This window comes from Kitasatospora sp. NPDC101183, from assembly GCF_044767945.1.
GTDB lineage: Bacteria > Actinomycetota > Actinomycetes > Streptomycetales > Streptomycetaceae > Kitasatospora.
The window spans coordinates 1-17,424 of the sequence record NZ_JBIWOW010000043.1 but is presented as its reverse complement, the minus strand read 5'-3'; the positions used below and the strand labels follow the sequence as shown (position 1 = coordinate 17,424).

The window sequence follows — 17,424 nt, the reverse complement described above, 5'->3', positions numbered from 1 at the left end:
TGCTGAAACGCCGTTGAGGCGGCCCTCCCTTCGCGGGAGGGCCGCCTCAACTGTCGTACGGGGGTAACTACGTGTCGCTTACTTGTCGCTGTAGGGCGCGTTGTCGTTGAACAGGTGCATCCCCGGGATGTGCAGGGTGCCGCCGAACTGGCCGGCCTGCTTGGCGGTGACGCCGGTCAGCTCCAGGTCCAGCGGGATCGGGACGGAGCCGATCAGGTCGTACAGCCAGCGCGGCAGGGTGTCCGGGGTGAGGGTGATCTCGCCCAGGTCGATCGGGATCGGCAGGCCGAGGATCTTGGAGAGGTGGCCGGAGAGCCGCTCCACGTACATGGTGACCTGGCCGCCCCGCATGGTCGAGGTGGAGCCGGGGGCGCCCTGGACGTGGAAGGTGACGCCGTTGCCCTCCAGGGTCGACATGTCGAGGTTCTCGATGTCGACGGTGTCCACCACGAACTTGAGCACCCGCTTGCTGCCGCTCGGGGTCCTCACGTCGTAGACGCCGTGGAAGGCCGCGCCGTGCAGGCCGAGCCTGCTGGTGAGCAGCGTCCAGTTCTGCTCGGGGACGACCTGCCCGGTGGCGGCCTTGCCGGCCGTCAGGCTGCGGGCGTCCACCGCGCAGTTGGGGTCGGCCGTGGGCGAGGCGGTGGGCGAGGCCGTCGGCAAGGCGGTGGGCGAGCCCGAGGGGGTCGCGCTCGCGGAGGGCGCGGTCTTGGTACCGGGGGTCGGCGCCGCGGACGGCGTCTTCACCGGTGCGGCGGGCTGCCCGGCGGCGGGGGCCTCCTGGGCCCGCGGGGCCTGCGGCGGGACGGGCTGCGCCGGGGTGGCCGCACGCGGGGCGGGGGCGGCCGGAGCCGCCGTGCTCGGCGTGGCGGTGGGCGAGGGGCTCGCCGAACTCCCGGGGTTCAGAAGCTTGTTGACGCTGCCGAAGATGTCGTCGATCAGTCCGGCCTGGGCGGCCGTGCCCGTGCCCGAGCCGTCGCCCTGGTAGACGGCGCTGACCGCGCCCGTACCGCCGGTGGTCGAGGAACGGACGGCGGGGGTCTTGGTCGGAGCCTGCGGGGGCGTCGCCGGGGCGGGCTGCGTCGGCACCGAACTCGGGCTGCTGGACGGCCCGTTGGCGGGCGCCCCGGTGGGTGTACCGGCGGGCGTGCCGGTGGGGGCCTCGGACGGCCCGGGCGGCGGCGCGGGCAACTCGCTCTTGGGGACGGGCGTTTCGAGCGGTGCGACGTCCGGCACGGCGGCCGGAGCGGTACCGCACTTGGCCGCCGCGGCCTCGGCGACCGCCGGGTTCGGCGTGTAGGCGGCGGCCATCAGCAGCGCCGTCGGCACCGCCGCCATCGCCAGCGCGCGGCCCCGCAGCCTGGCCCGTACGGGCGTGCGCGGCGCGGCGTGCCGGCCGGCCCTGCGCTCGGGGACGGCCCCGCCGTCCGCTTGCTCGGCCCGCTCGCTCACCGCGCCTCCTCCTGCTCCTCCGCTGCCTGCTTCGCCACGGCCTGCTCGGGCAGCGCGACCTCGCGCGCCTCCTGCTCCGCCTGGTCCGCCTGCTCCGCCTGCTTCGGCGCGGTGTCCTGGGCCTGGGCCGGCAGCTTCGCCGTCGGCGCCTCGGTGGCCGCCGGAGCGATCGTCGAACCGGCCTCCCCGGCAGCCACCGTCCCGGCCGCGACGCTCTCGGCGACCTCGGCGCCCTTGCGCGCCCGGCGCCCGCGCCGCCCCTTGGCGGCCCCCTCGGCCTTCGGCTCCGGCAGCGGAGCCCAGGAGACCATCAGCCCGCCGCCGATCAGCCCGGGCAGCAGTGCCATCCCGAAGCCGGCCAGGTTGGAGACCGGGATGGAGACCAGGGTCAGCAGGATGGTCGCGATGCCCGCGAACACCCGTACGGCGGGCTGGAACCAGGCGGTCAGCCCGAGGATGATCATCAGCACCCCGATGATCAGCGACCCGGCGCCCGCCGTGGTGGACATCGCGATGGTCACGCCGCCGAGCGAGAGGTGCGCGTACGGGAAGTAGAGGATCGGGACGCCGGCGATCATGGCCAGCAGGCCGCCCCAGAAGGGCCTGGTGCGGCGGAAGTCACGGAAGTGCCGCCAGAGCCATCCGATCGGGTTCTGGGAGCGGGGCCGCGTTTCGACCGTTGCGCTGGACATGGTGCAACTCCTCGACGTCGCTACGAGGGAAGAACGAAAGGGGGGTGGCCGGGAACGGCGGTCGCCCGCCGCCCCCGGCCTCGCGAAGACGCGTCACCCGGCCCCGCCGACGGGTCGGCGGGGCTCAGGAACGGCCTAGTAGCACTCGTTGCCCGCGCCGTCGCCGTTCTTGAGCGACAGGTTCAGGTTGTTGAGGGTGAACGTTCCGGCGGAGGTCGCGCGCGCGGTCTGCTTGACGTCCTTCAGGTCGGCCTCCTTGGCCGCCTGGGCGAAGCCGGTCAGGCCGGTCGGGAGGCCCTCGCCGCCACCGGCCTTGGTCACGCCCGGGTGGGGCTTCCAGCCCTGGGTGGCCTGGCCGGGGAGGGTGGAGGCGTCCTGGCCGATGTTGATCTCGGTGAAGGTCGCGTCGGCCTTCAGCTCCTCCAGGTCGATCAGGAGGTTGTCGGCGTGGACCGGGCGTGCCGCGTCGGTGCCGGCCTCCAGGCGGAGGGTGATCTTGCCCAGGCCGAACGTGGACAGGTCGGTCACCACCGACTGGCACAGGTTGTTGAGGTCGGCCTTGTCGAAAGCCGAGACAGCGACCGGGTGCGGCTTGCCGTTGGCCTCGATGTCGACGGTGCCGAACTGCGAGAAGTTGGTGCCGTGCAGGTGGCTGGTGGTCACCTTGAACTGCTGGCCGGAGATGCTGAACGAGGCGGCGAGCGCGCTGTTCGCGATCGAGACGCCGACCATCGCGGTGGCCGCGATGCTGGGCACCATCACCAGGGCGAAGCGCTTCCAGCGGGTCTTGCCGTAGGTCTGGGACATGCGAGTCCTCCTTCTAGGACGTACATCTCCGGCCTCCCGGCGGCGCGTCCCGCACCGGTGGGGGCCTGGGATGGGAGAGAGCTACGTCCTCGGTAGCGGAGAGCGCCTTGGGCGTCGTCGGTCGCGGGGGCGGCCGGTGTACGGCGCTGCTCCCGTCCCTCCGCCGACCGTCCGGGTGGGACGGCGGGCTGGACCGGCGACAATTCGGCGATCACCCCCGAGCGACAACCAGCGACCGCGCAGGGGTGCGCGGCCGGTCGAAGGACAGGAACCGCCGTGGGACCGCGGATACCCCCCTGCCCTCCCTCCCGCCGGCCGGGGCCGACGGAGCACCCGGTGGGGACCCCTCGCTCCGGGCGGCCGACCGGCTGTCGGCGTCCGGGGAGTCTGGGGACCGGGCGTGGCCGATCGTGCTTGAATCCCCGGCGAAGCACAAGGGGTTGCTTACTGACGGGTAATGCAACATCCGGTGACGCCCGGGGCGGAATTGACGCCACCTGCACCCAGCGTGACGACCAGTGGCCGGGCCGCAGAAGAAATCCGCCGGAAACACCAGCGAAACACCCGTGGGCGGCCACGGAACGTGACCACCCACGGGTGAAATCAAGATTTGGTAAACGTCTGTACGGCTGACCGGATTGTCGCCAAATCACCTGACGACACCGCAGGTCACCCGCCGTGCCGCCCGAGCGGCCGGCGACTCCCCCGCGAGTCTCCTAGAACAGCACCCGCGCCAGCGCCGTCCGGGCCGCGACCACCCGCGGATCGTCCGCGCCGATCACCTCGAACAGCTCCAGCAGCCGGACCCTCGCGGTGTCCCGGTCCTCCCCGGCCGTCCGGCCGACGGTGTCCACCAGGCGCCCGAAGGCGTCCTCGACGTGACCGCCCACCAGGTCCAGGTCCGCCGCGCGGAGCTGCGCCGCGACGTCCTTCGGGTCGGCCGCGGCGTCCGCGCGGACGGCCTGCGGGTCCAACACCTCGACGCGGCTGAGCAGTTCGGCCTGGGCCAGGCCCAGCTTCGCCTCGGTGTTGCCAGGCTGCTCGACCAGCACGTTCTTGTACGCCTGGATCGCGCCGCCGAGGTCACCCCGGTCCAGCGCGTCGTGCGCGGCGGCCAGCGCCGGGTCCTCCGGGCGCTGCGGCACACCGGCTGGGCCCTCGCCCTCGACGCCGGGATCGGCCGGGGCGCCGGCCCCGCCGACGATCCCGAAGCGCTGCTCGGCGACCAGCAGCAGCTGGTCCAGCACCTTGCGGACGTTGGCGGCGCTCTCCGCGCCCTGGAACAGCGGGACCAGCTGGCCCGCGACCACGGCCATCACGGCCGGGATGCCCTGGATGCCGAACTGCTGGGAGATCAGCGGGTTGGCGTCCACGTCGATCTTGGCGAGCACGAAGCGGCCGGCGTACTCCTCGGCCAGGCCCTCCAGCACCGGACTGAGCTGCTTGCAGGGCCCGCACCACTCGGCCCAGAAGTCGATGACGACCGGCACCTCGGTGGAGCGCTGGACGACCTCGGTCTCGAAGGTGTCCTCGGTGACGTCGATGACGAGCTCGTACGGGGCCTGCGCGGGGGCGACCCCCGCCGCCTCCGCCGCGGCTGCCTGACGGGCCCGTTCGGCCCGGGCCTGATCGGCCTTCTGGGCGGCCTCGCCGGCGGCCTTCACTGCGGCGAGGTCGACGGCGCCGCGCAGGGCGGAGCTGTTGAGACGCGAATTCCGTGGCTGCATGGCACCATCCTCCCCCGTCCGCGCTGCTCGCGGGCACCAACCTCCGGAAGTTCGCCCCGCACGGGCTGTGCGGTGCGGATTCCGGAGCGCGGCGCCGTCCCCCCGGTAGCCTGAACCGTTCGGTGCGGGTCCCCACCCGCACCGCGCCGCTCCCGTCCCACGGGCCGCGGCGCTCTGGTTGTCGTCAGCTTTCGCTACGAGTCGTAGCGTAACTGGAGCCGGGGGCGGGACCGCAAGCCCCGCCGGTGGTTCGAGGACGTGACGTGCCCCACTTTCGCCTCCCGCGCGCCTCCCCGAATCGGCGAACAGTCGCTACCGTTACCAGCCCCACCCAAGTTACCCATGAGTACAGCGCAAGGAGGCCCCGGTGCCGGCCGCCCAGCCCCCCGAGAGCCCGGACAGCTCCCACCCCGAGGCCGCCGCCCGCGCCAAGGGCCGGCCGCGCAGCGCCGCCGCCGACCGCGCGATCCTGGACGCCACCCGCGAGACCCTCGCCGAACTCGGCTGGGGCGGGCTGACCATGGGCCACGTCGCGACCCGCGCCAAGGTCGCCAAGACCACCCTCTACCGCCGCTGGCCGTCCAAGAACGAACTGGTGGTCGACGCCGTCGCCAGCCTCTTCGACGAGCTGGAGATGCCCGACCTCGGCAGCCTGCGCGCCGACATCGAGGCCGTGGTGGCCCAGTTCGCCGACCTCCTCGCCCGCCCGGAGACCCAGGCCGCCCTGCTCGCCCTGTTCGCCGAGGGCACCCGGGACCCCCAACTGCGCCGCCGCATCCGCGAGTCGATCGTCGACCCCCAGAAGCGCCTCGTCCGCCAGGGCCGCGCCGCCGCCCAGGCCCGCGGCGAACTCGCCTCGGACGCCGACCACGCGACGGCCTGCGAGGAGGTCGACATCATCTTCGACACCATCGCCGGCACCGTCGAACACCGCGTCCTCGTCAGCGGCGAACCCATCACCCCCGCATGGACCCGCCGCTTCACCGACCTCCTCCTCGGCCCCCTCGCCCTGGCGTAGAGCCTGTTGCGGAAGGTTTTCTGGTCCCGGGCACGCCGAAGCCGCCGTACGGGAACCCCGTACGGCGGCTCGCAGGCGCGTCAGAACATCGCGTTCTCCTGGTAGGTGCCCCACTCCGCGCGCAGGGCGTGGCAGATCTCGCCGAGGGTGGCCTCGGCGCGGACGGCGTCGAGCATCGGGGGGATCATCGACTCGCCCGAGCGGGCGGCCGCCAGCATGGCGTCCAGGCCGGCGCGGACCGCCGCGTCGTCGCGGGCGGCCTTGCGCTCGCCCAGGACCCGGACCTGCTCGCGCTCGACCTCGTGGCTGACCCGCAGGATCTCCAGCTCGGGGGTGACGCTGCGCGGGTGGCAGTTGACGCCGACCACGCGCTTCTCGCCCTTCTCCAGCGCCGTCTGGTACTGGAAGGCCGCCTCCGCGATCTCCCCGGTGAACCAGCCCTCCTCGATCCCGCGCAGGATGCCGGAGGTGATCGGGCCGATCTCGTGGTCCTCGCGGCCCTTGTCCAGACGCCCCTTGTCCAAGATCTGCTGGAAGATCACCTCGGCCTGCTGCTCGATCCGGTCGGTCAGCGCCTCGACGTACCAGGAGCCGCCCAGCGGGTCGGCCACGTTGGTGACGCCGGTCTCCTCCATCAGCACCTGCTGGGTCCGCAGCGCGATCTCCGCGGCCTGCTCGGAGGGCAGCGCCAGGGTCTCGTCCAGGGCGTTGGTGTGCAGCGAGTTGGTGCCGCCGAGCACGGCGCTGAGCGCCTCGACGGCGGTGCGCACCACGTTGTTGTACGGCTGCTGTGCGGTGAGCGAGACGCCGGCGGTCTGGGTGTGGAAGCGCAGCCACTGCGCCTTGTCGGTCTTGGCCCCGAAGCGCTCGCGCATCCAGCGGGCCCAGATCCGGCGCGCGGCGCGGAACTTGGCGATCTCCTCGAAGAAGTCCAGGTGCGCGTCGAAGAAGAAGGACAGGCCGGGCGCGAAGACGTCCACGTCCAGGCCCCGGGACAGGCCCAGCTCCACGTACGCAAAACCGTCCGCGAGCGTGTACGCCAGCTCCTGCGCGGCCGTCGCCCCGGCCTCGCGGATGTGGTAGCCGGAGACCGACAGCGGCTTGTACGCGGGGATGCCCTGCGCGCAGTGCTCCATCAGGTCGCCGATGAGGCGCAGGTGCGGCTCGGGCGCGAAGAGCCACTCCTTCTGGGCGATGTACTCCTTGAAGATGTCCGTCTGCAGGGTGCCGTTGAGCACGCCCGGGTCCACGCCCTGGCGCTCGGCGGCCACGAGGTACATGCAGAAGATCGGGACGGCCGGGCCGCTGATCGTCATCGAGGTGGTGACCTCGCCGAGCGGGATGCCGTCGAACAGCACCTCCATGTCGGCGGCGGAGTCGATGGCGACGCCGCAGTGGCCGACCTCGCCGAGCGACTTGGCGTCGTCCGAGTCGTAGCCCATGAGGGTCGGCATGTCGAAGGCGACGGAGAGGCCGCCGCCGCCCGCCTCCAGGATCATCCGGTAGCGCTCGTTGGTCTGCTGCGCGTTGCCGAACCCGGCGAACTGGCGGATGGTCCACGTCCGGCCGCGGTAGCCGGTCGGGTGCAGGCCGCGGGTGTACGGGTACTCGCCCGGCCATCCGATCCGCTCGAAGCCCTCGTACGGCTGACCGGCCGGCGGGCCGTACACCGGCTCGACGTCGTCGCCGGAGAGCGTGGTGAAGTCCGCGTCGCGCTTGCGGGCCCTGTCGTACCGCTCCTGCCAGCGCCCGCGTCCGCGCTCGATCTCCTCGGCGTCCATGCCCCGAACTCCGCTCCGTGCGGCCGCCTCGGCACCGGGGCGGCAAACAGTGATAGGACGTCCTACTAATTTACTCGGACGTCCTACTAGTTGTCGACGGCTTCCTTGGAGGCGCACCGGAGAACCCCTCGAAACGGCGGACGGAACGCCGGGAAACGCCGAGGGCGCCCCTCCCCCTGCCGGGGAGGGGCGCCCTCGCGCACGCCGTGGAAGGCCTCAGACCCCGGCCGTCTCGCGGGCGCCGTCGCCCGCCGGGAGCTTCGCGGCGGCCTCTCGGGCCACCCGGCGCTCGAAGACGAAGGAGAGGAAGGGGATGCAGCCCGCCGCCAGGGTGAGCACCAGCCGGCCCATCGGCCACTTCAGCTTCTGCCCGAGCAGGAACGTCACGATGAAGTACCCGATGTACAGGTAGCCGTGCAGCATCGCGACGTACGTCGTGTCGGGGCCGTCGAAGGCGTACTTCGCGACCATGAAGCCGCAGAACACCAGCAGTGCCACACCCGTCGCAACGGCCAGGGCCCGGTACCAGCCCAGCAGGGGGGTCGCCTTCATACTCTTCCTCGCCTCGCTCGGCATTCTCGGCCGGTCCGCCTGGATCCGCGCACCGCTCCCACGAGGGTAGCCGCCTTCACGCGCGGTCCTGCTCGACCCCCTCACCCGGATCGGTGAAGTCGCCGGCGGCCACCCGCAGCGGCCTGAGCAGCTCGAACACCTGGCGGCACTGGTCGGGGCCGTACTCCTCCAGGCCGAACTCCATCGTCATCAGCTCCCGCGTCGCCTCCTCGACGACCTCGCGGCCGCGCTCGGTGATCGAGGCGAGCACCCCCCGGCCGTCCAGCGGGTTGGGGCGGCGGGCGACGAGGCCGGCGCGCTCCAGCCGGTCGACGGTGTTGGTGACGCTGGTCGGGTGGACCATCAGCCGCTCGCCGATCTTGGAGAGCGACAGCTCGCCGGTGCGGCTGAAGGTGAGCAGCACCAGCGCCTCGTACCGGGCGAAGGTCAGCCCGTACGGCTTGAGCACCGCGTCGACCCGGGACAGCAGGATCTGGTGGGCGCGCATGATCGAGGTGATCGCCGCCATGGACGGGACCCCGCCCCAGCGGCGGGTCCACAGTTCGTCGGCGCGGGCGATCGGGTCGAAGTCGAGTGCGAGGGGCTTGGCCACCTCCTTACCGTACCGGCGGACAGTACGCGGACTACCAGCCGTCCTGATGCTGGACAAGCGCGACGCGTGGCGGGAACCCGCCAATCGGACGGCCAGGTCCATACCAGGACATTGCACCGGTGTGAATTCACAGCAACACCGCGAGGGCGTACGGAGGTTGACGTCCCGTCGCCCGAACTTCCCTCTACCAGGCCGCGATTCGGCCCGGAACCCGCCGATCGGCCGGGGTGATCCGCCCCGCTTCGTCCCCCGTTCACAATCCGCGGCGCTGGCGGGACTTGGCCAATCCATGAACAAGACCTGTCATTTGATTTGCTCGATTGTCATGCTTTCCGCCAACCCCGCCAGGCAGGCCACCACCCCCACCCACGGTGGCCCGCCGTCCGGCCGTGCGGGGCCACTGCACGTCAGCGCCCGTCCCGCCCCTCAGGTGCCGTCCCCGGCGCCCGGGACGCGGTGCGACCGCGCCCAACCGCGGTTTCCCGGAAGGATCTCGTCAGTGAAGCGAAAGCTCGCAGCAGTCGCCGTACTCTCCGCCACCGCCCTGCTCACCGGTGTCGTCCAGGCCGGCGCCGTCGCCCAGGCCGGCCCGGCCTCCCTCACCGGGGACCAGTCCGGCCCGCTCGCCAAGGCCCTCAAGCTCGGCGGCCAGGAGAAGCTCGTCGCCAAGGACGCCGTGGTCGACCGGGACGGCACCCGCCACCTGCGCTTCGAGCGCACCTACGCCGGACTGCCGGTGCTCGGCGGCGACCTCGTCGTCCACCAGAGCGCCGGGGGCTCGGTGACCTCCGTCGACAAGGCGGTCGGCGCCCAGCTCGCCCTTCCGAGCCTCACCCCGAAGATCCCGGCCGACCGCGCCGCCGAGCAGGCCACCGGCGCCGTCCGGTCGACGGTCGGCATCGCCGCCGACGAGGACGAGTCCCCGATCAAGGCCGTGCACCAGACCGGCAAGGCCGAGCTGGTGATCTGGGCGAGCGACGGCAACCCCCGCCTGGCGTACCGCACCACGGTCGAGGGCGAGCGCGCCGACGGCACCCCGAGCAGCCAGCTGCTCGTCACCGACGCCGCCACCGGCCAGGTGCTCTCCACCCACGAGCAGGTGCAGACGGCCTCCGGCTCCGGCAAGGGCGTCTTCGTCGGCTCCGTCCCGCTGACCACCACCCAGAGCGGCAGCTCCTTCCAGCTCAAGGACGCCTCCCGCGGCGGCCAGGCCACCTACAACCTGGCCAACAAGACCTCCGGCAGCGGCACCCTCGTCGCCAACACCACCAACAGCTTCGGCAACGGCCTGGCCTCCAACAAGGAGTCCGCGGCCGTGGACGCCCAGTTCGGCGCGGCCGCCACCTGGGACTTCTACAAGAACACCTTCGGCCGCAACGGCATCAAGAACAACGGCGTCGGCGCGACCAGCCGCGTCCACTACGGCTCCAACTACGTCAACGCGTTCTGGAGCGACACCTGCTTCTGCATGTCCTACGGGGACGGCGCGAGCAACACCCACCCGCTCACCGAGATCGACGTGGCGGGCCACGAGATGACCCACGGCGTCACCTCCGCCACCGCCGGCCTCAACTACTCCGGCGAGTCCGGCGGCCTCAACGAGGCCACCTCGGACATCTTCGGCACCATGGTCGAGTTCTACGCCAACCTGCCCACCAACCCGCCGAACTACTGGATCGGCGAGCTGATCAACCTCAACGGCAACGGCACCCCGCTGCGCTACATGGACAAGCCCTCCAAGGACGGCAGGTCCGCCGACTCCTGGTCCTCCTCGGTCGGCGGCCTGGACGTCCACTACTCCTCGGGCGTGGCCAACCACTTCTTCTACCTGCTCTCCGAGGGCAGCGGCGCGAAGAGCATCAACGGGTTCAGCTACAACAGCCCGACCTCCAACGGCTCCTCGATCGCCGGGATCGGCCGGGACAAGGCCGCGCAGATCTGGTACCGCGCCCTGACGGTCTACTTCACCTCCACCACCAACTACGCCGGGGCCCGCACCGGCACCCTCAAGGCCGCCTCCGACCTGTACGGCGCGAGCAGCGCCGAGTACGCGGCGGTGGCCGCCGCCTGGAGCGGCGTGAACGTCAACTGACGTACGGGGCAACGCCGTAGGGACGCCCGGGGCCCCCAGGAGGGGAGGCCCCGGGCGTCCGCCTTGTCACGACGCGTTCCGGCACTGGCGATTCCTGGCCAATCCCGTTCGCGGCCTGTCCAATCCCGCCCTCGATTGTCATGCTTATGACCACGTTCCCGTCCCGACCTCCGCCGCCCCACCCTCCGGCGCCGCGTCAGCAGCCGCACGGGAGCAGCACGTCCGCGCCCTACCGCCCCAACGGCGCCGACCGGCGCCCCGGTACGCGGCGCACCCGCGCCCGCCGCGGGTCTCGTGGAAGGGAATCCCCCTACGTGAAGCGTCAGTTGACAGCCACCGCCGCGCTCACCGTCGCCGCCCTGCTGGCCGGGGTCGTCCAGGCCGCCGCCGCACCGATCGACCAGGCCCCGGCCGCCGAGCAGCAGCAGTCCTCACTGCTCGCGTTCGCGGGCGACCAGAGCGCCCGGCTCGCCGGCGCGATAGGCCTCGACGGCAGCGAGCGCCTGGTGGCCAAGGACGTGGTGGCCGACCGCGACGGCACCCGGCACCTGCGCTACGAGCGCACCTACGCCGGCCTGCCCGTGCTCGGCGGCGACCTCGTCGTCCACCAGCGCCCGGACGGCTCCGTCGGCTCCGTCGACCGCGCCTTCTCCGGCCGGCTGTCCCTGCCGACCCTCTCCCCCGGCCTGGCCGCGCCGAACGCCGCCGAGCAGGCCCTCGCCGCCGTCCGGGCCACCATCGGCCAGGCCGACGACGACGATGCGGCCGCGCTCGTCCGGGTCGACGGCGCCGACGCCTCCGAGCTGGTGGTCTGGGCCGTGGACGGCGCCCCGCGCCTGGCCCACCGCACCACCGTCACGGGCGAGCGGGCGGACGGCACCCCGAGCCGGCAGAAGATCGTCACCGACGCCGCCACCGGGGCCGTGCTCTCCACCCACGAGGAGATCCAGACGGCCGCCGGCACCGGCAAGGGCGTCAACGTCGGCACCGTCCCGCTCACCACCGCGCAGAGCGGCTCGACGTACTCCCTCAAGGACTCCACCCGCGGCAACCAGTCCACCACCGACCTGAAGGGCGCCACCTCGGGCAGCGGCTCGCTCTTCACGTCGACCAGCAACACCTGGGGCAACGGCCTGGCCTCCAACCGCCAGTCCGCCGCCGTGGACGCCCAGTACGGCGCGGCCGCGACCTGGGACTACTACAAGAAGACGTTCAACCGCAGCGGCATCAAGAACAACGGCGTCGGCGCCGCGAGCCGCGTCCACTACGGCTCCAACTACGTCAACGCGTTCTGGGACGACTCCTGCTTCTGCATGACGTACGGCGACGGCTCCGGCAACACCCACCCGCTGACCGCCATCGACGTCTCCGGCCACGAGATGACCCACGGCGTCACCTCCGCCACCGCCGGCCTGATCTACTCCGGCGAGTCCGGCGGCCTCAACGAGGCGACCTCGGACATCTTCGGCACCATGGTCGAGTGGTACGCCAACCTGCCGGCCAACCCGCCGAACTACTGGATCGGCGAGAAGCTGAACCTGTTCGGCAACGGCAAGCCGCTGCGCTACCAGGACAAGCCCAGCAAGGACGGCAAGTCCGCCGACTCCTGGTACTCGGGCGTCGGCAACCTCGACGTCCACTACTCCTCGGGCGTCGCCAACCACTTCTTCTACCTGCTCTCCGAGGGCAGCGGGGCGAAGAGCATCAACGGGTACAACTACGACAGCCCCACCTCCAACGGCTCGAAGGTGACCGGCATCGGCCGGGACAAGGCCGCCGCGATCTGGTACCGCGCGCTGACCGTCTACTTCACCTCGACCACCAACTACAAGGCCGCCCGCGTCGCGACCCTCAAGGCCGCCTCCGACCTGTACGGCGCGACCAGCACCCAGTACAAGGCGGTCGCCGCCGCCTGGAGCGGCGTCAACGTCAACTGACCGCCCCCGTGAGCCACTTCCGGTGAAAAACGGCGACAGGCTGTCGCGGCCCTTTGGGAGAGGAGGCCGCGACAGCCTGTCGACCGTGCGTTCGTCGGGAGTTCCGTCAGGCGGTGGCGGGCTTGAGCTCGCCCCGCTCCTCCTGGCCGAGCGTCTTCTCGGCGAAGAAGCCGCCGAGGGGCAGCACCGAGAGGACGAACAGCAGGATGCCGCGCTTGGGCTCCCACTTCTGCGTCTGCCAGGCCTGGATCCAGAACACCACGTACAGGATGAACAGGATTCCGTGGACCATGCCCATCACCGGGACGGCGTCGAAGGAGGTCGTCCGCTTCAGCACCGAGCAGATCAGCAGCAGGATGAACGAGATCCCCTCGGGGACGGAGACCAGGCGCAGGCGGTGGACGGCGCTGCTGTTCACGATGGATACCTCACTGCGGGGGGTCGGTGATCACTTGTGAACCGACTCACAAGCTCCGGGCCATTATCACCGAGCACATGTCCGAACCCCCGGGCGGGGTGGGTCCACGTGCGCGATGTCACAGCCCCGCCCCAGAACCGCGCGACGGGCGGCGTCCCGACACCCGGAGCCCCTATCCTCTTGCCCGCGCGCCCACCGATCCGGGCGTCCGACGCACGCACACGGGGGTAGTCACCACATGCTCAAGAGGGACTGGGACCGCAGGACCTGCGCCAAGCGCGGCCACATCACGTACCGCCCGGCCGAGCCCGACCTCGCCGCCCGGCTGCACGCCGCCACCGCCCTCGGCGACGCCTGGCGCTGCCTGCGCTGCGGCGACTTCGCCCTCGGTGCCCCGCACGGCTCCGGCCCGGCCGAGGACGCCCCGCTGGTGCCCCGTGGCAAGGCCCTGCGCGACCTGTTCATCCTGCGCTTCCTGGCCGTCGAGCGGGTGCTGCGCGGCATCGTGATCATCCTGATCGCCTGGGGCGTCTGGAAGTTCTCCAACAGCCAGGACGCGGTGCACCGGGTCTTCGACGAGAACCTGACGGTCTTCAAGCCCGTCACCGAGCACTTCCACTGGGACCTCGACCACGCGCCGATCGTCGAGACGGTCCGCAAGACCTTCGACTACAAGAAGAGCACCCTGCTGATCGTCGCCGGCGCGCTGCTCGCGTACGCGCTGATCGAGATCGTCGAGGCCGTCGGCCTCTGGATGAACAAGCGCTGGGCCGAGTACCTGACGGTCGTCGCCACCGCCGCCTTCCTGCCGCTGGAGGGCTACGAGCTGAGCCACCACGTCAGCGCGCTCAAGATCTGCACGCTGCTGCTGAACATCGCCGCCGTCCTGTGGATCATGCTCTCCAAGCGCCTGTTCGGCCTGCGCGGCGGCGTGGTCGCCTTCGAGGCGGAGCGCCACTCGGCCTCGCTGCTGGAGGTCGAGGAGGCCGCCGGCACCGTCCCCCGCCCGGGCCACGGGGCGCACGCCCGCACCTGAAGTCACTGAAGTACGCCCGCCCGGGGGTTCGCCCCCTCCCCGTGCCACGGCCGCTGCGACTAGATTGCGGCCGTGGCACAGTTCAGACTCCAGGGATCGCGGGTGCTCGCGGTCGAGTTGGCGGGCGACGCGGTCAAGGCCCGGCACGGCTCGATGGTCGCGTACACCGGGCAGATGACCTTCAAGAAGATGACCGGCGGCGGGGACGGGCTGCGCGGGGTCGTCACCCGCCGGCTGACCGGCGAGAGGATGACGGTCATGGAGGTGAAGGGACAGGGCGTCTGCTACTTCGCCGACAAGGCCACCGAGATCAACCTCGTGCGGCTCAACGGCGAGGCGCTGTACGTCGAGGCGGACAACCTGCTCTGCACCGAGGCCTCCCTGCACACCGGCACCACCTTCACCGGGCTGAACGGCATGTCCTCGGGCAACGGCCTGTTCACCACCAAGATCGAGGGCCACGGCTGGGCCGCCCTCACCTCCAACGGCCCCGCGGTCATCCTGCGCGTCGGCAAGGACATGCCGCTGCGGGTCGACCCGGGCGCGTACGTCGCCCACACCGGGAACCTCCACCGCAGCCTGAAGTCCGGCGCGGGCTGGACGACGGTGATCGGCGAGGGCGGCGGCGAGGCCGTCCAGGTCGAGTTCACCGGCGAGGGCCTGGTGTACGTCCAGCCCTCCGAGAAGACCACGATCGGGGGCGACGTCTGATGGCCTTCACCCGGATCAACGGCAAGCTGGTCGAGGCCGACGTGGTGCCCGGGCAGCGGCTGTTCAGCCAGCGCGGCGCGATGATCGGCTACACCGGCGAGGTCCACTTCACGCCGAACATCACCGGCGGGCAGGGCGGGGTGATGTCCATGATCGGCCGCCGGGTCGCCAACGAGGACACCCCGCTGATGACCGTCGAGGGCCACGGCCGGGTGATGTTCGGCCACGGCGGCCACCACGTGCACGTGGTCGACCTGGCGGGCGACACCCTGTTCGTCGAGTCCGACCGGCTGCTCGCCTTCGAGGGCACGCTGCGCCAGTCCACCGTCTTCCTGGGCTCCCAGGGCGGGGTGATGGGCATGGTCCGCGGCCAGGTGAGCGGGCAGGGCCTGTTCACCACCCGGCTGGAGGGCCACGGCTCGGCGGCGCTGCTCGCCCACGGCGGCGTCTTCGAACTGCCCGTCGTCCCGGGGCAGTCGGTGCACGTCGACCCCCAGGCGTACGTGGGCCACCGCGGCGACCTGCGCAACAAGCTGTCCACCGCGATCGGCTGGCGCGAGATGATCGGCCGGGGCTCGGGCGAGGCGTTCCAGCTCGAACTGTCCGGCCAGGGCACGGTGTTCGTGCAGGCGAGCGAGGAGAAGCTCTGATGACCCACCCGCCCTCCCCGTACCACGACCAGCCGACCCAGCCCGGCTTCGCCGTCCCGCCCATGGCCACCCGGCTAGACGTGCCGATCGACGCGTCGCCCGCCGTGCCGCTCGTCCACGACGCGTACTCGCTCCCGGCCAACGACAACGTCAACCCGTACGCCTTCTCGGTGGAGCTCGACGGCTCGTACTTCCTCCAGAAGGGCAAGATGGTCGCCTACTACGGCGACATCACCTTCCGGGGCGTCGGCGCCGGGATGGTCGACCGGATGCTCGGGCAGCACTTCAACTCCCCGATGCACGCGGCGGACTGGGTGGTCGCCCAGGGCCGGGGCAAGCTGTTGCTGGCGGACCGCGCCTTCGACCTCAACTCCTACGACCTGGACGACGGCAACCTCACCGTCCGCTCCGGCAACCTGCTCGCCTTCGACCCGACCCTGCGGCTGAAGCAGTCGATCATCCCCGGCTTCCTGACCCTCCTCGGCACCGGCCGCTTCGTCGCCGCCTCCAACGGGCCGGTGCACTTCGTCGACCCGCCGGTCCGGGTGGACCCCCAGGCGCTGGTCGGCTGGGCGGACTGCCCCGCACCCTGCCACCACTACGACCACGGGTACCTCCACGGGGTGGTCGGCGGCCTGCGGCGGCTCACCGGCATCGGCGGGGCCTCCGGCGAGGAGCACCAGTTCGAGTTCATCGGCGCGGGCCAGGTGCTGGTGCAGTCCAGCGAGCAGCTGCTGGCCGAGCGCTCCGTCGGCGTGGTCGAAGCGGAGGCCGGCGTGCCGGGAGGCGGCGTCCCCGTCCAGCCGGGGCCCGGTAGCCTTGGCGAACTCGGGCGCCGTTTCGGCCTGTAAACTCGTACAACATTTAACTAAATCGGGTATGGTGGACCCCATGGATACGCACACGACCGACGCCGCCGACACTCCTGAGGCCCGGCCCCAGGAGGAGACCCCCTGGCTGACCGCCGGGGAGCAGCGGATGTGGCGCGCCCATCTGGAGGTCGCCAAGCTGCTGGACTACCAGCTCAGCCGCGAGCTCCAGCCCCACGGCCTGGCGATCAACGACTACGAGATCCTCGTCGTCCTCTCCGAGGCCCCCGACCACCGCATGCGGATGACGGACCTCGCGACGGCGACCCTGCAGTCCAAGAGCCGCCTCTCCCACCAGATCACCCGCATGGAGACGGCCGGCCTCGTCCTGCGCCAGGAGTGCCCCGGCGACCGCCGCGGCCTCTACGCCCACCTCACCGAGCAGGGCTGGGAGACCATGCAGCGCGTCGCCCCCGACCACGTCCGCAGCGTCCGCGCCCACTTCATCGACCGCTTCACCCCCGCCCAACTCGAAGCCATGTACGAAGCCCTCGCCCCCATCGCCACCCACCTCCGCACCCTCCGCGGCCGCTCCTGACCGCACCCCCGGAACACCCCCACCCCCGCGCCCCCGTCGCGGCGGCGGCACCCCTCAGTCCCTGTACAGGAAGTCGGCCGAACCGACTTCCTGTACAGGGACGAGGATCTTCCCGGCTCGACACCTAGGGCCAATCTTGGCCCCGAGATGCCCCTTCCATGCTCTTCATCCCGCCCTGCCGCGATGCGATCGCGGCAGGGCGGGACACATTCAGAGCCGCTTCAAGCGAGCCGAGAGATAGGCGGCCCCGCGTCCAGAACGCGGGGCCGCCCCAAACCCAGGATCTCCCCGCCCACCCACCCCTCCCCGAAATACAACAGCCTTCGGGCGGCCCGGCGTGCCCGGCCGGGCCGCCCGAAACAACGCCAACACCCCTAAAACCGATCCGAGTGGGCCCGAGCGCGAGCACCCGGGCCCACTCGAACAAACGGGTGGGGGGGGGGGGGGGCGCGCCGCCCCCCCCCCCCCCCCCCCCCCCCCCCCCCCCCCCCCCCCCCCCCCCCCGCGCGGCCCCCCCCCCCCCCCCCCCCC

The 17,424-nt window shown here is 71.7% G+C and carries 16 protein-coding genes; 8 read left to right on the top strand and 8 right to left on the bottom strand.

Annotation, left to right across the window (positions count from 1 at the left end; genetic code table 11):
• Nucleotides 1–78: 78 nt before the first annotated feature.
• The 4 genes from ACIRRS_RS36235 to ACIRRS_RS36220 form a co-directional block, all read right to left on the bottom strand.
• Entirely contained in the window at nucleotides 79–1,452 is a 1,374-nt protein-coding gene (locus ACIRRS_RS36235; RefSeq protein ID WP_402980555.1) for a hypothetical protein, read from the bottom strand.
• On the bottom strand, nucleotides 1,449–2,144 hold the full coding sequence (locus ACIRRS_RS36230; RefSeq protein ID WP_402980552.1) for a DUF6114 domain-containing protein: 696 nt from the start codon (nucleotides 2,142–2,144) through the stop codon (nucleotides 1,449–1,451). The genes ACIRRS_RS36235 and ACIRRS_RS36230 overlap by 4 nt, the downstream gene beginning before the upstream one ends.
• A gap of 135 nt (nucleotides 2,145–2,279) precedes the next feature.
• Nucleotides 2,280–2,951 carry a DUF6230 family protein gene (locus ACIRRS_RS36225; RefSeq protein WP_402980549.1) on the bottom strand — a complete coding sequence of 224 codons (672 nt, stop codon included), beginning with the start codon at nucleotides 2,949–2,951 and terminating at the stop codon, nucleotides 2,280–2,282.
• Between the two features lie 716 nt (nucleotides 2,952–3,667).
• Entirely contained in the window at nucleotides 3,668–4,678 is a 1,011-nt protein-coding gene (locus ACIRRS_RS36220; protein WP_402980546.1) for a tetratricopeptide repeat protein, read from the bottom strand.
• Nucleotides 4,679–5,045: 367 nt separating this feature from the next.
• Here ACIRRS_RS36220 and ACIRRS_RS36215 point away from each other — a divergent pair, with 367 nt between their 5' ends.
• Nucleotides 5,046–5,696: a TetR/AcrR family transcriptional regulator gene (locus ACIRRS_RS36215; protein WP_402980543.1), complete on the top strand. Its 651-nt coding sequence runs from the start codon at nucleotides 5,046–5,048 to the stop codon at nucleotides 5,694–5,696.
• 80 nt (nucleotides 5,697–5,776) lie between these two features.
• On the opposite strand, the gene ACIRRS_RS36210 is transcribed toward ACIRRS_RS36215, so the two are convergent.
• The 3 genes from ACIRRS_RS36210 to ACIRRS_RS36200 all read right to left on the bottom strand — a co-directional run bounded on the left by ACIRRS_RS36210 (nucleotide 5,777) and on the right by ACIRRS_RS36200 (nucleotide 8,642).
• The gene (locus ACIRRS_RS36210; protein ID WP_402980541.1) at nucleotides 5,777–7,477 is read right to left on the bottom strand and encodes a methylmalonyl-CoA mutase; all 1,701 of its coding nucleotides are present in this window, start codon (nucleotides 7,475–7,477) and stop codon (nucleotides 5,777–5,779) included.
• A gap of 216 nt (nucleotides 7,478–7,693) precedes the next feature.
• Nucleotides 7,694–8,029 carry a DUF3817 domain-containing protein gene (locus ACIRRS_RS36205; protein WP_402980538.1) on the bottom strand — a complete coding sequence of 112 codons (336 nt, stop codon included), beginning with the start codon at nucleotides 8,027–8,029 and terminating at the stop codon, nucleotides 7,694–7,696.
• A gap of 76 nt (nucleotides 8,030–8,105) precedes the next feature.
• Complete coding sequence (locus ACIRRS_RS36200) at nucleotides 8,106–8,642, bottom strand: MarR family winged helix-turn-helix transcriptional regulator (RefSeq protein WP_402980535.1); 537 nt, start codon at nucleotides 8,640–8,642, stop codon at nucleotides 8,106–8,108.
• Between the two features lie 499 nt (nucleotides 8,643–9,141).
• Between ACIRRS_RS36200 and ACIRRS_RS36195 the strand changes: the two genes are divergently transcribed.
• Entirely contained in the window at nucleotides 9,142–10,734 is a 1,593-nt protein-coding gene (locus ACIRRS_RS36195) for a M4 family metallopeptidase (RefSeq protein ID WP_402980532.1), read from the top strand.
• A gap of 314 nt (nucleotides 10,735–11,048) precedes the next feature.
• Nucleotides 11,049–12,671 carry a M4 family metallopeptidase gene (locus ACIRRS_RS36190; RefSeq protein ID WP_402980530.1) on the top strand — a complete coding sequence of 541 codons (1,623 nt, stop codon included), beginning with the start codon at nucleotides 11,049–11,051 and terminating at the stop codon, nucleotides 12,669–12,671.
• 106 nt (nucleotides 12,672–12,777) lie between these two features.
• Here the strand turns inward: ACIRRS_RS36190 and ACIRRS_RS36185 are convergent, their stop codons facing one another.
• Nucleotides 12,778–13,089 carry a DUF3817 domain-containing protein gene (locus ACIRRS_RS36185; RefSeq protein ID WP_402980527.1) on the bottom strand — a complete coding sequence of 104 codons (312 nt, stop codon included), beginning with the start codon at nucleotides 13,087–13,089 and terminating at the stop codon, nucleotides 12,778–12,780.
• 238 nt (nucleotides 13,090–13,327) lie between these two features.
• On the opposite strand from ACIRRS_RS36185, the gene ACIRRS_RS36180 reads away from it, so the two are divergent.
• From ACIRRS_RS36180 to ACIRRS_RS36160, 5 genes are all read left to right on the top strand, one after another.
• The gene (locus ACIRRS_RS36180; protein WP_402980524.1) at nucleotides 13,328–14,125 is read left to right on the top strand and encodes a DUF2127 domain-containing protein; all 798 of its coding nucleotides are present in this window, start codon (nucleotides 13,328–13,330) and stop codon (nucleotides 14,123–14,125) included.
• Between the two features lie 72 nt (nucleotides 14,126–14,197).
• Nucleotides 14,198–14,836: an AIM24 family protein gene (locus ACIRRS_RS36175; protein WP_402980521.1), complete on the top strand. Its 639-nt coding sequence runs from the start codon at nucleotides 14,198–14,200 to the stop codon at nucleotides 14,834–14,836.
• Nucleotides 14,836–15,486 (top strand): AIM24 family protein, encoded by a 651-nt coding sequence (locus ACIRRS_RS36170; RefSeq protein ID WP_402980518.1) that lies wholly within the window; start codon nucleotides 14,836–14,838, stop codon nucleotides 15,484–15,486. The genes ACIRRS_RS36175 and ACIRRS_RS36170 overlap by 1 nt, the downstream gene beginning before the upstream one ends.
• Before the next feature lie 62 nt (nucleotides 15,487–15,548).
• Nucleotides 15,549–16,337, top strand: coding sequence for an AIM24 family protein (locus ACIRRS_RS36165; RefSeq protein WP_402980598.1), 789 nt, complete (start codon nucleotides 15,549–15,551; stop codon nucleotides 16,335–16,337).
• 40 nt (nucleotides 16,338–16,377) lie between these two features.
• On the top strand, nucleotides 16,378–16,893 hold the full coding sequence (locus tag ACIRRS_RS36160; RefSeq protein WP_402980515.1) for a MarR family winged helix-turn-helix transcriptional regulator: 516 nt from the start codon (nucleotides 16,378–16,380) through the stop codon (nucleotides 16,891–16,893).
• The last annotated feature ends 531 nt before the right edge of the window (nucleotides 16,894–17,424 follow it).